Annotated in this window: 12 protein-coding genes; 7 read left to right on the top strand and 5 right to left on the bottom strand. The window is 74.0% G+C overall.

The genetic code is table 11. From position 1 onward, the window contains the following. Positions 1 to 55 precede the first annotated feature (55 nt). Positions 56 to 1,081 (top strand): aldose epimerase family protein, encoded by a 1,026-nt coding sequence (locus tag N1F89_RS11095; RefSeq protein WP_290084095.1) that lies wholly within the window; start codon positions 56 to 58, stop codon positions 1,079 to 1,081. A gap of 36 nt (positions 1,082 to 1,117) precedes the next feature. Here the strand turns inward: N1F89_RS11095 and N1F89_RS11090 are convergent, their stop codons facing one another. Beyond that, positions 1,118 to 2,047, bottom strand: a complete 930-nt coding sequence (locus N1F89_RS11090) for a sugar kinase (RefSeq protein ID WP_290084093.1) — start codon at positions 2,045 to 2,047, stop codon at positions 1,118 to 1,120. Positions 2,048 to 2,365: 318 nt separating this feature from the next. Between N1F89_RS11090 and N1F89_RS11085 the strand changes: the two genes are divergently transcribed. Both N1F89_RS11085 and N1F89_RS11080 read left to right on the top strand, forming a co-directional pair. Continuing rightward, on the top strand, positions 2,366 to 2,794 hold the full coding sequence (locus N1F89_RS11085) for a FixH family protein (protein WP_290084091.1): 429 nt from the start codon (positions 2,366 to 2,368) through the stop codon (positions 2,792 to 2,794). A gap of 8 nt (positions 2,795 to 2,802) precedes the next feature. Next, positions 2,803 to 4,005 (top strand): cytochrome c peroxidase, encoded by a 1,203-nt coding sequence (locus N1F89_RS11080; RefSeq protein ID WP_290084089.1) that lies wholly within the window; start codon positions 2,803 to 2,805, stop codon positions 4,003 to 4,005. 101 nt (positions 4,006 to 4,106) lie between these two features. Here the strand turns inward: N1F89_RS11080 and N1F89_RS11075 are convergent, their stop codons facing one another. Beyond that, entirely contained in the window at positions 4,107 to 4,559 is a 453-nt protein-coding gene (locus N1F89_RS11075; RefSeq protein ID WP_290084087.1) for an Lrp/AsnC ligand binding domain-containing protein, read from the bottom strand. A gap of 150 nt (positions 4,560 to 4,709) precedes the next feature. Here N1F89_RS11075 and putA point away from each other — a divergent pair, with 150 nt between their 5' ends. Beyond that, positions 4,710 to 8,333, top strand: a complete 3,624-nt coding sequence (gene putA / locus N1F89_RS11070) for a bifunctional proline dehydrogenase/L-glutamate gamma-semialdehyde dehydrogenase PutA (protein WP_290084085.1) — start codon at positions 4,710 to 4,712, stop codon at positions 8,331 to 8,333. Between the two features lie 173 nt (positions 8,334 to 8,506). Here the strand turns inward: putA and N1F89_RS11065 are convergent, their stop codons facing one another. The 3 genes from N1F89_RS11065 to rirA all read right to left on the bottom strand — a co-directional run bounded on the left by N1F89_RS11065 (position 8,507) and on the right by rirA (position 10,084). Then, positions 8,507 to 9,052, bottom strand: a complete 546-nt coding sequence (locus tag N1F89_RS11065; RefSeq protein ID WP_290084083.1) for a hypothetical protein — start codon at positions 9,050 to 9,052, stop codon at positions 8,507 to 8,509. 208 nt (positions 9,053 to 9,260) lie between these two features. Further along, a complete protein-coding gene (locus tag N1F89_RS11060) occupies positions 9,261 to 9,575 on the bottom strand; it encodes an antibiotic biosynthesis monooxygenase (RefSeq protein ID WP_290084082.1) in 315 nt (104 codons plus the stop codon). Positions 9,576 to 9,619: 44 nt separating this feature from the next. Further along, the gene (gene rirA, locus N1F89_RS11055) at positions 9,620 to 10,084 is read right to left on the bottom strand and encodes an iron-responsive transcriptional regulator RirA (RefSeq protein WP_290084080.1); all 465 of its coding nucleotides are present in this window, start codon (positions 10,082 to 10,084) and stop codon (positions 9,620 to 9,622) included. Positions 10,085 to 10,317: 233 nt separating this feature from the next. Here rirA and phaP point away from each other — a divergent pair, with 233 nt between their 5' ends. From phaP to N1F89_RS11040, 3 genes are read left to right on the top strand one after another with little or no spacing between them, the layout of a single operon-like run. Continuing rightward, positions 10,318 to 10,749 (top strand): TIGR01841 family phasin, encoded by a 432-nt coding sequence (gene phaP / locus N1F89_RS11050; RefSeq protein WP_290084078.1) that lies wholly within the window; start codon positions 10,318 to 10,320, stop codon positions 10,747 to 10,749. Positions 10,750 to 10,777: 28 nt separating this feature from the next. Continuing rightward, positions 10,778 to 12,088: an alpha-hydroxy-acid oxidizing protein gene (locus N1F89_RS11045; RefSeq protein WP_290084076.1), complete on the top strand. Its 1,311-nt coding sequence runs from the start codon at positions 10,778 to 10,780 to the stop codon at positions 12,086 to 12,088. Beyond that, a complete protein-coding gene (locus N1F89_RS11040) occupies positions 12,085 to 12,585 on the top strand; it encodes a MaoC family dehydratase (protein WP_290084074.1) in 501 nt (166 codons plus the stop codon). Before N1F89_RS11045 ends, N1F89_RS11040 begins: the two co-directional genes overlap by 4 nt. Positions 12,586 to 12,702: the final 117 nt, after the last annotated feature.

Below are 12,702 nucleotides of genomic sequence, written 5' to 3'. Positions count from 1 at the left end.
TGCCGCGCCGGGAATTGACCGGGAGGCGGCGCGGCTTGCCGCGCCGCTCGCTCCGATGAGCGCGGCCGGCGCGCCGTTCGGCGCCACCGGCGCGGGCGAGCCGGTGCACCGGCTGACGCTCGCGGGCGGCGGGCTGCGCGCGGCGGTGCTGACCTGGGGCGCGGTGGTGCAGGACCTGCGGCTCGCCGGCCACGACGCGCCGCTGGTGCTCGGCTTCGAGACGTTCGAGGCCTATCCGGCGCACTCGCCCTATTTCGGCGCCATCGCCGGGCGCTTCGCCAACCGCATCGCCGGCGGCCGCTTCACGCTCGACGGCGAGCGCCACCAGGCCGACACCAACTTTCTCGGCCGCCACCTGCTGCACGGCGGCGCGCGCGGCATCGGCAAGCGGGTGTGGCGGGTCGACGAGAGCGGCGCCGACTTCGTGCGCCTGACGCTGACCGACCCGGCCGGGGCGATGGGCTTTCCCGGCACGCTGACGGTCGCCTGCACCTACCGGCTGAAGCAGCCGGCGACGCTCGCCGTGGAGCTCGCCGCGACGAGCGACGCGCCGACGCTGTGCAACCTGGCGCACCATTCCTACTTCAACCTCGACGACGGCGGCGCCGGCTCGATCCTCGACCACCGGCTGACGCTCGACGCGGCGGCCTATCTGCCGGTCGACGAGGAGATGATCCCGACCGGCCGGGTCGAGCCGGTCGACGGCGGTGACTTCGACTTCCGCCTGGCGCGGCCGATCCGCAGCGCCGACGGGCCGCAGCGTGCCTACGACCACAATTTCTGCCTCGCCGCCGCGCGCCGGCCGCTGGCGCGCGCCGCCTGGGCGCAGGGCGCGCTTTCGGGCCTGGAGATGGAGGTGTGGACGACGGAGCCGGGCGTGCAGTTCTATGCCGGCCACAAGCTGCAGCCGCCGGTGGCGGGGCTCGGCGGCCGGCGCTACGGCGCGCATGCCGGCTTCTGCCTGGAGCCGCAGGTGTGGCCCGACGCGCCGAACCGGCCCTACTTTCCCTCCGCCCGCCTCGACCCCGGCGAGACCTACCGGCAGCACACCGAATACCGCTTCCGGCACGGCGCGCCGTGAGCCGGCGGCACTGCGCGGCGCGGCCGGCGCCGACGGTCAGCCGGCGAAGGCGGCGCGCAGCGCCTGCGGCGCGGCGAGCGCGCCATGCGTCGTCACCGCCGCGCCGGCCGCGCGGTGGGCGCGCGCCAGCGCCTCGGCGGGGCCGTGGCCGGTGAGGCGTGCGGCGAGATAGCCGCCGTTGAAGGCGTCGCCGGCGCCGGTGGTGTCGACCGGCACGATCGCCGGCGGGGCGGCCTCGGCCCGCCCGCCGCCGCCGGCCGTCCAGCCGGCGAGCGCCGTGCCGGCGCCGTGCTTGACCACCACCTCGCCGACGCCCTCCGCGCGCAGCCGGGCGAGCGTGGCGGCCGGATCGGCGTCGCCGAACAGCGCGGCCTCGTCGTCGAAGGTCGGCAGCGCGATGTCGGTGACGGCGAGCGCGGCGACGATGCTGCGCCGCGCCGTCTCGGCATCCGGCCAGAGCCGCGGCCGGTGGTTGGGGTCGAAGGCGATCCGCGTGCCGGCGGCGCGCGCCTCGCCGAGCGCGGCCAGGAGCCGGCCGCGCGCGGCCGGCTCCAGAATGGCCAGGGTGATTCCGGAAAAGTGCGCAAGCGTGCGGCCCGATAGGCTTTTTCGCAGCAGGGCAGGGTCGTCGGCGAGCCGCCGGGCGGCCGAATCGCCGCGCCAGTAGGTGAAGGAGCGCTCCGCGCCGTCGAGCGCGATGGCGTAGAGGCCGGGCCGCAGGCCGGCATGGCGCGGGCTCGCCGCCACGCCGATGCCGGCGGCGGCGAAGAAGGCGATCTGACGGTCGGAGAACGGGTCGTCGCCGAAGGCGGTGACGTAGTCGCACGCCGCCTGCGGCAGCAGCGCACGCAGCGCCCACAGCGTGTTGAAGGTGTCGCCGGCATGGCCCATGCGCCACAGCTCGTCGCCGCGCGCCGACAATTCGAGCATGCATTCGCCGATGGCGGCGACGGACAGGTCTGGCATGCGGACACATTCCCCCGGTCGTTGCGCCGCGCCATCCGGCGGACGTCGGATGCCGCGCAGGAGCGCTGGTAGCGCATCGCCGGCGGCGGCGGAAGGGGCGGGCGCATCGGCCGGGCGGCGCGGCCAGCGCCACGCGGCGGGGGCGGACGCGGGTCCGGCCCGGCGCCGGGGTGCGGCGGCGCGACGGGTTGCGATGCGAGCGGACGGCGTGGTTTATCGGCTTGTCAGCGCAGCGGCGTTGGCGGAAAACCGGGCATCGGCCCGGCCGCATCACGGTTTGCCCCGGCGGCACGGCCCATAAGCACAGGAGCGCCGAGCGTGCGCCATGCGATCACAGCGCTGGGCATCGCGGTCGCCGTGGTGGCGATCTATCTCGCGGTGCAGCTCTTCACGCCGCCGCCGGCCGAGCCGGACCTCGGCCCCCAAAAGAGCAGCGCGGCGGGGCTGTTCACCGTGGCGCTGGCGCCGGAGCGCGAGCCGGTGCCGATGAACGCGCTGCACGGCTGGACGGTGACCGTGACGACGCCGGACGGCGCGCCGGTGACCGACGCCACGCTCGCCATCGACGGCGGCATGCCGGCGCACGGCCACGGCCTGCCGACGGCGCCCACGGTGGGCGGCCATCTGGGCGAGGGGCGCTACCGCGTCGAGGGCATGCGCTTCAACATGGGCGGGCTGTGGGAGCTGCGCGTGAGGGTCGAGACGCCGCGCGGAGGCGACGAGGCGGTGTTCGACCTGATGCTGTGAGGCGCGCGATGCCGGGCCGCCGCGTCCTGCTCGGCGTGCTGCCGGCGCTGGCGCTGCTTGCCGCCTGCGACCCGACGGCGCTCGACGAGGCGGAGCGCGAGACGGTGATCGGGCTGTCGCTGTCGGCGCTGCCGGCGCTGCCGGAGGACCCGAGCAACCGCGTCGCCGACCTGCCGGCGGCGGCCGCCTTCGGCGCCACGCTGTTCTTCGACACCCGGCTCAGCGCCGACGGGCGGGTCGCCTGCGCGACCTGCCACCAGATCGACCGGCAGTTCCAGGACGACCGGCCGCGCGGCGAGGGGCTGGGGCTCACCGAGCGGCGCACCATGCCGCTGGCCGGCGTGGCGTGGAGCCCGTTCCTGTTCTGGGACGGGCGCAGCGACAGCCTGTGGGCGCAGGCGCTGCAGCCGCTGGAGGACCCGCGCGAGCACGGCTTCACGCGCACCGCGCTGGCACACGAAATCGCCGCGCGCTACGGCGAGCGCTATGCCCGCATCTTCGGGCCGCTGCCGGCGCTCGACCACCTGCCGGCCGCCGCCGGGCCGCGCGGCAGTGCTGCCGAGCGGGCCGCCTGGCAGGCGATGGCGGCGGCCGACCGGGCGGCCGTCGACCGAGTCTTCGCCAATGCCGGCAAGGCGATCGCCGCCTTCGAGCGCACGCTGCGCCACCCCGAGACGCGCTTCGACCGCTTCGCCGCCGCGCTGGCGCGCGGCGAGACGCCGACCGGCGATGCCGCGCTCGACGGGCTCGAGCGCGAGGGGCTCAAGCTGTTCATCGGCAAGGGCGCCTGCATCGACTGCCACAACGGGCCGCGGCTGACCGACGAGCACTTCCACAACACCGGCGTGCCGGCCGTCGCCGGGCTGCCCGACGACACCGGCCGGGCGGGCGCCATCGGCGCGCTGGAGACCGATCCGTTCAACTGTCTGGGGCCGCATTCCGACGCGCCGGCCGAGGCGTGCACGGCGCTGCGCTTCATGGTCCGGCAGGGCGCCGAGTTGGTGCGCGCCTACAAGACGCCGTCGCTGCGCGGCGCGGCAAGCCGGCCGCCCTACATGCATGCCGGCCAGTACGCCACGCTGGAGGCGGTGATCGAGCACTACGCGACGGCGCCCGAGCCGCCGGCCGGCCGCAGCGAGCTCACCGGCATCGTGTTCACCGAGCGCGGCCGCAAGGCGCTGATCGCCTTCCTGAAGACGCTGGAGCCGTAGCGCCGATCCGCCTTCACCGAATCGCGGATCGGCTCCGGGTTCCCGTCGCGACGCGTCTGCGGACGGCGAACCGGTGTCCACCTCGCCGGCAAACGCTTCGCTCAGCGGTCCTTGACCGTCTCCATGGCGACGAAGGTGGAGGTCTGCGCCACGTGCGGCAGCGCCGAGATGCGCTCGCCGAGCACGCGGCGATAGGCGGCGATGCCGCGCGTGCGCACCTTGAGCAGGTAGTCGAAGCCGCCGGCGATCATGTGGCACTGCTCGATCTCCGGCACGGCGAGCGCGGCGCGGTTGAAGGCGTCGAGCGCGGCCGAACGGGTGTCGGACAGCGTCACCTGCACGAAGGCGATGTGGCCCTCGCCCATGCGCTCGCGGTCGACCAGCGCGGCATAGCCGCGGATGTAGCCCTCGCCCTCGAGCCGGCGCACGCGCGCCTGCACCGGCGTCTTCGACAGGCCGACGCGGCGCGCCAGCTCGGCGGCCGACAGCCGGCCCTCGCGCGCCAGCGCATCGAGGATGGCGCGGTCGATGCGGTCCAACTGGCCTTCTTCCATCGGTTTCGCCCGTCTTTCGATCTGTCGATGGGCCGCAGATAAGGGCAAACGGGCTGCATGGCCAGCGATTTCGTGCCGCGTCGCAGGCCGCCGCCGTGCTAAAGGCGGTCTTGCCGCGCAAAGGGCGCGCCGTAGATGCCGGGAATGACCATGCCGAAGCCAGACCTCGATGCCGCCCGCGGTGCCATCCGCGCCGCCTATCTCGCCGAAGAGGGGCCCACCCTCGACCGCCTCGTCGCGCTGGCCGACCTGTCGGCCGACGACCGCGCGGCGATCGGCGCGCGCGCCGTCGCGCTGGTCGAGGAGGTGCGGCGCTCCTCCGACCGCCACCTGATGGAATCCTTCCTGTCGGAATACGGCCTGTCGACGCGCGAGGGCGTGGCGCTGATGTGCCTGGCCGAGGCGCTGCTGCGGGTGCCGGATTCGGAGACCATGGACGACCTGATCCGCGACAAGATCGCGCCGCACGACTGGTCGACCCATTCCGGCGAATCCGCCTCGATCTTCGTCAACGCCTCGACCTGGGCGCTGATGCTGACCGGCCGCGTGCTCGAGGAGGGCGGCGGCGGCATCGAGAGCACGCTGCGCGGCATGGTGCGCCGGCTCGGCGAGCCGGTGATCCGCACCGCGGTGGCCGCGGCGATGCGCGAAATGGGCGAGCAGTTCGTGCTCGGCCGCTCGATCGACGAGGCGCTCAAGCGCGGCCGGCCGATGACCGCCAAGGGCTATCTCTATTCCTACGACATGCTGGGCGAGGCGGCGCGCACGGAGGCCGACGCGCAGCGCTACCACAAGGCCTATGCCGACGCGATCGCCGCCTTGAAGCGGCAGTCGAACCTCGACGACATCCGGTCCAATCCCGGCATCTCGGTCAAGCTGTCGGCGCTGCATCCGCGCTACGAGGCGACGCATGCCGAGGCGATGATGCCGGTGATGTGCGAGCGGCTGCTGTCGCTGGCGCAGGCGGCGCGCGATGCGCGCATGGGCCTCAACATCGACGCCGAGGAGGCCGACCGGCTCGACGTGTCGCTCGACGTCATCGAGCGCGTGCTCGCCGATCCCTCGCTCGCCGGCTGGGACGGCTTCGGCGTCGTCGTGCAGGCCTACGGCCAGCGCGCGCCGCACGTCATCGACTGGCTCTACGGGCTGGCCGAGCGGCTCGACCGGCGCATCATGGTGCGGCTCGTCAAGGGCGCCTACTGGGACACCGAGATCAAGCGCGCCCAGGTGATGGGGCTCGCCGGCTATCCGGTGTTCACCCGCAAGGCCAACACCGACGTCTCCTACATCGCCTGCGCGCGCAAGCTCATCGGCATGACCGAGCGCATCTATCCGCAGTTCGCCACGCACAACGCGCACACGGTCGCCGCCATCCTGGCGATGGCCGGCGAGCGGCGCGAGCGCTTCGAGTTCCAGCGCCTGCACGGCATGGGCGAGGCGCTGCACGAGACGGTGCGGGCCGGCGAGGGCACGCGCTGCCGCATCTATGCGCCGGTCGGCGCGCATTCCGACCTGCTCGCCTATCTGGTGCGCCGGCTGCTGGAAAACGGCGCCAACTCCTCCTTCGTGCACCAGATCGTCGACGAGGCGGTGAGTGCCGAGGAGATCGCGCGCGACCCCTTCGCCGCCGTCGCCGCGCAGGACGGCGCGCACAACCCGGCGATCCCGATGCCGGCCGAGATCTTCGGCGCGGGACGCGTCAACGCGCGCGGCTGGGACCTGACCGACGCTGCCACGCTGGCCGAGATCGAGGCCGGCCGGCAGGCCTATCTGGCGCCGCACCGCTGGCAGGCCGGACCGCTGACGCCGGCGGCCGGCGGCGGCGCGGAGCGCACCGTCGTCAACCCGGCGCGCACCGACGAGGTGGTCGGCACGGTGCGCGACGCGACGGCCGAGCAGGCGCGCCAGGCGGTCGGCCTGGCGGTCGCCGCCCAGCCGGCCTGGGCGGCGCGGCCGGTGGCCGAGCGCGCCGGCATCCTGCGCCGCGTCGCCGACCTCTACGAGGCGCATGCGGCGGAATTCTTCGCGCTGGTGGCGCGCGAGGCGGGCAAGTCGCTCAACGACGGCGTGGCGGAGGTGCGCGAGGCGGTCGACTTCCTGCGCTATTACGCGGCCCAGGCGGCCCGTGCGGAGGCCGGCACCGAGGCGCGCGGCGCGGTCGTGTGCATCTCGCCGTGGAATTTTCCGCTGGCGATCTTCACCGGCCAGGTCGCCGCCGCGCTGGCGACCGGCAACGCGGTGCTCGCCAAGCCGGCCGAGCAGACCTGCCTGATCGCCGCGCGGGCGGCGGCGCTGATGCACGAGGCGGGCGTGCCGGGCGACGTCCTGCACCTGTTGCCGGGCGACGGACCGTCGGTCGGCGCGCCGCTGACGGCCGATCCGCGGATCGCCGGCGTGTGCTTCACCGGCTCGACCGAGGTGGCGCGGCTGATCGAGCGCCAGCTCGCCGACACGGCGGCGCCCGACGCCATGCTGATCGCCGAGACCGGCGGGCTCAACGCGATGATCGTCGATTCCACCGCGCTGCCCGAGCAGGCGGTGCGCGACATCGTCGCCTCGGCCTTCCAGAGCGCCGGCCAGCGCTGCTCGGCGCTGCGCATGCTCTACGTGCAGAAGGACGTCGCGCCCAAGGTCATGGAGATGCTGACGGGCGCCATGCAGGCGCTGTCGCTCGGCGACCCGTGGGCGGTGTCGACCGACGTCGGCCCGGTGATCGACGCGCAGGCCGAGCGCGACATCGCCGGCTACTGCGCCGACATGGAGGCGCGCGGGCGGCTGGTCGCGCGGCTCGAGACGCCGGGCGGCGGCCGCTTCGTGGCGCCGCACATCATCGCGCTGCCGGGCATCGAGGCGCTGGAGCGCGAGGTCTTCGGCCCGGTGCTGCACGTCGCCACCTTCGAGGCCGAGGCGATCGACGGCGTGGTGGCGGCGGTCAACGCCAGGGGTTACGGCCTGACCTTCGGCCTGCACACGCGCATCGACGCGCGCGTGCAGCACGTCGTCGACCGCATCCATGTCGGCAACGTCTACGTCAACCGCAACCAGATCGGCGCCGTGGTCGGCTCGCAGCCCTTCGGCGGCGAGGGGCTGTCGGGCACCGGGCCGAAGGCGGGCGGGCCGCACTATCTGCGCCGCTTCCGCCGCGGCCCGCAGGCGGCCGGGACGGAGCCGGCCGGCGCCGCGCCGCTGGCGGCCGAGGCGCTGGCGGCGGCGATGCCGGAGGCGGCCGACGGGCCGTGGGCGCGGCGCGCCGACCGCATCGCGGCCTTGCGCAGCCATCTGCGCGGGCGCGCCGACGAGGCGATCGCGGCGGCCGCGGCGCTCGACATGGGGCCGGTCGACCTGCCCGGACCGACCGGCGAGAGCAACACGCTGACGCTGGTGCCGCGCGGCCGGGCGCTGTGCCTGGGGCCGGACGGCGAGACGCTGACGGCGCAGGTGGTGCAGGCGCTGGCCGCCGGCAACGCGGTGCTGGCCGTGGCGCCGGGCGCGCGCAAGGCGCTGCAGCCGCTGCTCGACAAGGGCCTGCCGCTCGCCGCGCTCGACGGAACGGCGGAGCCGCAGGCGCTGACGCATCTGCCGGTCGAGGTGGTGGCGGCATCCTTCGCGGAGGAGACGCAGCGCGCGCTGCGCCGGGCGCTGGCGGTGCGCGATGGGGCGATCGTGCCGCTGGTGGCCGAGATCCTCCGCCCTGCCGCCTATGTGCACGAGCGCGCGGTGTGCGTCGACACCACGGCGGCCGGCGGCAACGCCAGCCTGCTCGCCGCCGCCTGAGCGGGGTCCGGCCAGGAGCGGCGGCAGCGGCGCGGCACGGTGCGGCCGCCGGCAGGCGGGCGGGCGTCGCGCCCGCCCCGGCGAAAGCCGTTTCGCATCGGGCGGAAGCGCCGAGCGGCGCTCATGCCGGCGGCCCGAGCCGCCGTTATGCGGGGGATGGGCGCGGGCGCCGTTCAGCCCGCGACATGAAGCTCCGTGTCGAACGTCCCCTCGACCGTGATGCAGTCGTCGGCGTCGAGCTCGGACATCATGTCCTCGCGCTTGCACAGCACGGCGGAGAACGCGCCGCGGGCGCTGCCCCTCTCGCCCTCGACCGTGAGGGTCTCGACGGTGACCGAGGCGCGGGCGGGGGCCTCGTCGCTGACGTAGAAGTTCCGCAGCCCGTCGGGGAAGTAGCTCACCGACGCCTCGGCGGCCGAGGCGTCGGCCCCGCTGACCGGACCGATCTCGATGCTCAGCACGCCGCGCATGAGGCTGTCGGCATCCGGGTCGTGCGCCTGGATGTCCACCATGCGAATGGGGCCGAAGTCGCGGACCTCCGCCGTGGCCGTGCCTTCCGAGGGGACATGCAGGGTCTCGCCGCGATAGGACGCGCCGTCGATGGTGGCCTCGACCGTGCCGATGGGCACTGTCGTCTGCGCCGAGGCGGCGCCCGAAAGAAGAAGAGCTGCGAGAACGGTCCGGGCATAAAGCCCGAACGGCCTTGGTGATGATGTCATGATCCCTGTCCGTTGGTTCCGGTGATGCCGGTGTGCGCGGCAGGGTCTAGCACCGGCGCCGGGACGCCGCCCCACTCGTTCAGACGGGGCGGTGCGATCGGAGCATGGCGCGGTTCGACGGGGACCGGGACGGCGACCCTCGGCGGCGGATGGCCGCGCGTGGCGAAGCGACGCCGGCAATGGCGTGGGCGCGCGCCCGACGGCAGGTTCAGGCGCCCTCGACCGGGTGGAAGCCCTCGAAGACCGGCGGGCCGAGATACATCGCCTTGTTGTCGCCGGCGTTCTTGTGCACGCGGCGGAAGTTCTCCGACTTCGTCCAGGCGAGGAAGGCGTCGTGGCTCTGCCACACGCTGTGCGAGGCGTAGAGCGTGTAGCCCTCCGCCGCGTCGTGCGGGCCGCGCAGGAGGTGGAAGGAGACGAAGCCCGGCATCTCCTTGAGGCTCGACTCGCGGTTCCGCCAGACGGCCTCGAAGTCCTCTTCGGAGCCGGCGACGACCTTGAACCGGTTCATGGCGACGAACATGGACGCTCCCTGTCTGTCGGGCGAAAAATGCGATGGAAAGGCGGTCAGCCGAGGCGAGGCGGCGCGGCGACGGCGGCCTCGAGGCCGAGCAGGCCGCGAATCTGCGGCTTGCTTTCGACCAGATCGGCGATCGTATGGCGCGACAGCACGGCGAAGAAGGCGTCGAGCGCCTCGCGCAGCGCCGAGTTGAGGCTGCAGTCGTCGACCAACGGGCAGTTCGTCGTGTCGTCCTCGAAGCAGTCGGCCATGGCGAAGCTGTCCTCGGTGACGCGCACCACGTCGAACAGGGTGATCTGGTCGGCCGGCCGGGCGAGGCGGACGCCGCCGTTGCGGCCGCGCACGGTCTCCACCAGGCCGTTGGCGACCAGCGGCTGCAGGATCTTGAACAGGAACAGCTCCGACAGGCCGTAGGCGCGCGCCACCTCGGGCACGCGGCTGAGGCCGCGGTCGTTGGCCGCGCAATACATCAGGATGCGCATGGCGTAGTTCGTCTGGCGGGTGAGCCGCATGGCGCGGACCTCCAAAACGGTGCGAACGGCGTTCGCCCGGAATATGGCGCAGCCGGGCGCGCGACGCCAGTCCTCGACGCCCGAAAAGCTGAAAAAGACACTCCACTTTGCTTCGTCGCCCGCCGCGTTGCCCGTCGGCGCGCGAATCGGAGGCCGATTTTCTTCACAATCGGTCGTGCAGACCCTAGTGTAACGGCGCGGCGACCCCTCGGGGGGCCGAAAGGGAGGTCGGTATGGCAGAAAAATCCGAATCGGAATCCATCATCGACATGTTCGCGCAGCTCGGCCGCGAGCTGCAGCTGCCGAATGTCGAGATCGAGCAGATCATCGATCATCACCGCAAGAACCTCGAGGCGTTCGAGAAATCGGCGCGCGCGGCGTCGACCGGCGCGTCCTCGATCCTCGAGAAGCAGCGCCAGATCCTCGAGAACACGCTGCGCGAGGTCTCCGAGATGGCCGAGAGCTACCGCTCGGCCGGCAGCCCGCAGGAGATCGCCACGCGGCAGAGCGAGTTCGCCCGCCGCTCCTTCGAGTCGACGGTGAAGAACGCCAGCGAAATGGCCGAACTGGTGAAGAAATCCAGCGACCAGTCGCTCGACATCCTGCGCCGGAGGCTGCGCGACAGCCTGCAGGAGATGCAAGGGGGCTTCCAGAAGCGGGCATGACGCGACGCGCTGCGGCGGAAGCGGGCCGATGAGCGCCGACAGGCCGGCCGGCGAGCCCGGCCCCGGCCGGCTGCGCCAGACGGAGATCTTCGTCACCGGCGCCGGCGGCCGGCGGCCGGCCGTGCCGGTCGACCCGCGGGTGCTCGAGGAGGAGGCGCGGCGCAGGATGACGGCCGACGCGGCCGCCTACGTGCTGGGCGGCGCCGGCTCCGAGGCGACCATGGCGGCCAACCGCGCCGCCTTCGAGCGGCAGCGCTTCGTGCCGCGGGTGCTGGCCGGGGTCGGCCGGCGCGACCTGTCGGTCGAGCTGTTCGGCCGGCGCCATGCCGCGCCGCTGCTCCTGGCGCCGATCGGCGTGCTGGAGATGGTGGCGGCCGAGGCCGACCGCGCGGTGGCGCGCGCGGCCGCGGCCGAGGGCGTCGGCATGGTGTTCTCCAACCAGGCGTCGGTGGCGATGGAGGACTGCGCGGCGGCGATGGGCGCCGCGCCGCGCTGGTTCCAGCTCTACTGGTCGAGCGACGACGCCTGCGTGCGCTCGCTGGTCGGGCGGGCCGAGGCGTGCGGCTGCGAGGCGCTGGTGCTGACGCTCGACACGACGCTGCTCGGCTGGCGCCCGCGCGACCTCGACCGGGCCTATCTGCCGTTCTTGCGCGGGCTCGGCCTGGCGCAGTATCTGAGCGATCCGGTGTTCCGCCAGGCGGTGCCCGAGCAGGCGGCCGACAGCGGCTTCGGGCCGCAGGGGCTGCGCATCGTGGAGACCGCGCTCAGCCTGCGCCGCAAGGGCCGGGCGCACGGCCTGACGCTCGGGCAGATGCGCGCGGCGGTGGCGCATTTCGTCGCCACCTATTCGCGGCCCGACCTCGCCTGGAGCGACATCGCGCGGCTGCGCGCCATGACGCGGCTGCCGATCGTGCTGAAGGGCGTGCGCCATCCCGACGACGCGCGGCTGGCGCGCGAGCACGGCGTCGACGGGCTGGTCGTGTCCAACCATGGCGGGCGCCAGGTCGACGGCGAGATCGCCGCGCTCGACGCGCTGCCGGCGGTGGTGGCGGCGGCCGGCGATCTGCCGGTGCTGTTCGATTCGGGCATCCGCTCGGGCGCCGACATCGCCAAGGCGCTGGCGCTCGGCGCGCGCGCCGTCCTCGTCGGCCGGCCCTACGTGCACGGCCTGGCGATCGCCGGCGAGACCGGCGTGCGCGAGGTGATCCGCAACCTGGTGGCCGAGCTCGACCTGACGCTGGCGCTGTGCGGGCGCGCCAGCGCGGCCGCGCTCGACCGCAGCGTGCTGGCGCCGGCCGACGCGCCCGCGCCGCGCGCCGGGGAGCAGCCGCCGGCATGACCGCGAGCGAGGCCGAAGGCGCGCCGCCGCGCAGCTTCGCCGCGCTGAAGGCGCGGGTCGGCCGCGAGCTCGGCGTCTCGCGCTGGCTGACCGTCGACCAGGCGATGATCGACCAGTTCGCTGCCTGCACGCACGACCGGCAGTGGATCCATGTCGACGTCGCGCGGGCGCGGCGCGAGAGCCCCTACGGCGCGCCGGTGGCGCACGGCTTCCTGACGCTGTCGCTGATCGCCGGGCTGTCCTACGAGATCGGCGGCCAGCCGGAGGGGCTCGCCGCCTCGGTCAATTACGGGCTCGAGGGGGTGCGCTTCCTGGCGCCGGTCAGGGCCGGCCAGCGCGTGCGGCTGCGGACGCGGCTGACCGGCTTCGAGGAGAAGGCGCCGGGCCGCTTCCTGATGCGCCAGGCCGCCACCGTCGAGATCGAGGGCGAGGCGCGGCCGGCGCTGGTCGCCGAGACCCTGGTGCTGCTCGTCGCCGCCGACGCGGCGGCGGGGTAAAGCGTTTGCCGGCGACGTGGAAACCGGTTCGCCGTCCGCAAGACGCGTCAAGACAACCAGCCGGAGCCGATCTGCGGTTCCGTGACGCGCAGATCGGCTCGAGCGGCGGCGCCGGCC

Origin of the sequence: Aquibium sp. A9E412, from assembly GCF_030398335.1 — a bacterium.
Lineage (GTDB): Bacteria > Pseudomonadota > Alphaproteobacteria > Rhizobiales > Rhizobiaceae > A9E412.
The sequence above is the reverse complement of the archived record's forward strand: the minus strand, read 5'-3'. Positions and strand labels throughout refer to the sequence as shown.

Bases quoted from the DNA above. Each gene is read 5' to 3' on its own strand.
- N1F89_RS11095 (WP_290084095.1), top strand. From the start codon at position 56: ATGAGCGCGGCCGGCGCGCCGTTCGGCGCCACCGGCGCGGGCGAGCCG.
- N1F89_RS11090 (WP_290084093.1), bottom strand. From the start codon at position 2,047: ATGCCAGACCTGTCCGTCGCCGCCATCGGCGAATGCATGCTCGAATTG.
- N1F89_RS11080 (WP_290084089.1), top strand. From the start codon at position 2,803: ATGCCGGGCCGCCGCGTCCTGCTCGGCGTGCTGCCGGCGCTGGCGCTG.
- N1F89_RS11075 (WP_290084087.1), bottom strand. From the start codon at position 4,559: ATGGAAGAAGGCCAGTTGGACCGCATCGACCGCGCCATCCTCGATGCG.
- putA (WP_290084085.1), top strand. From the start codon at position 4,710: ATGCCGAAGCCAGACCTCGATGCCGCCCGCGGTGCCATCCGCGCCGCC.
- N1F89_RS11065 (WP_290084083.1), bottom strand. From the start codon at position 9,052: ATGACATCATCACCAAGGCCGTTCGGGCTTTATGCCCGGACCGTTCTC.
- N1F89_RS11060 (WP_290084082.1), bottom strand. From the start codon at position 9,575: ATGTTCGTCGCCATGAACCGGTTCAAGGTCGTCGCCGGCTCCGAAGAG.
- rirA (WP_290084080.1), bottom strand. From the start codon at position 10,084: ATGCGGCTCACCCGCCAGACGAACTACGCCATGCGCATCCTGATGTAT.
- phaP (WP_290084078.1), top strand. From the start codon at position 10,318: ATGGCAGAAAAATCCGAATCGGAATCCATCATCGACATGTTCGCGCAG.
- N1F89_RS11045 (WP_290084076.1), top strand. From the start codon at position 10,778: ATGAGCGCCGACAGGCCGGCCGGCGAGCCCGGCCCCGGCCGGCTGCGC.
- N1F89_RS11040 (WP_290084074.1), top strand. From the start codon at position 12,085: ATGACCGCGAGCGAGGCCGAAGGCGCGCCGCCGCGCAGCTTCGCCGCG.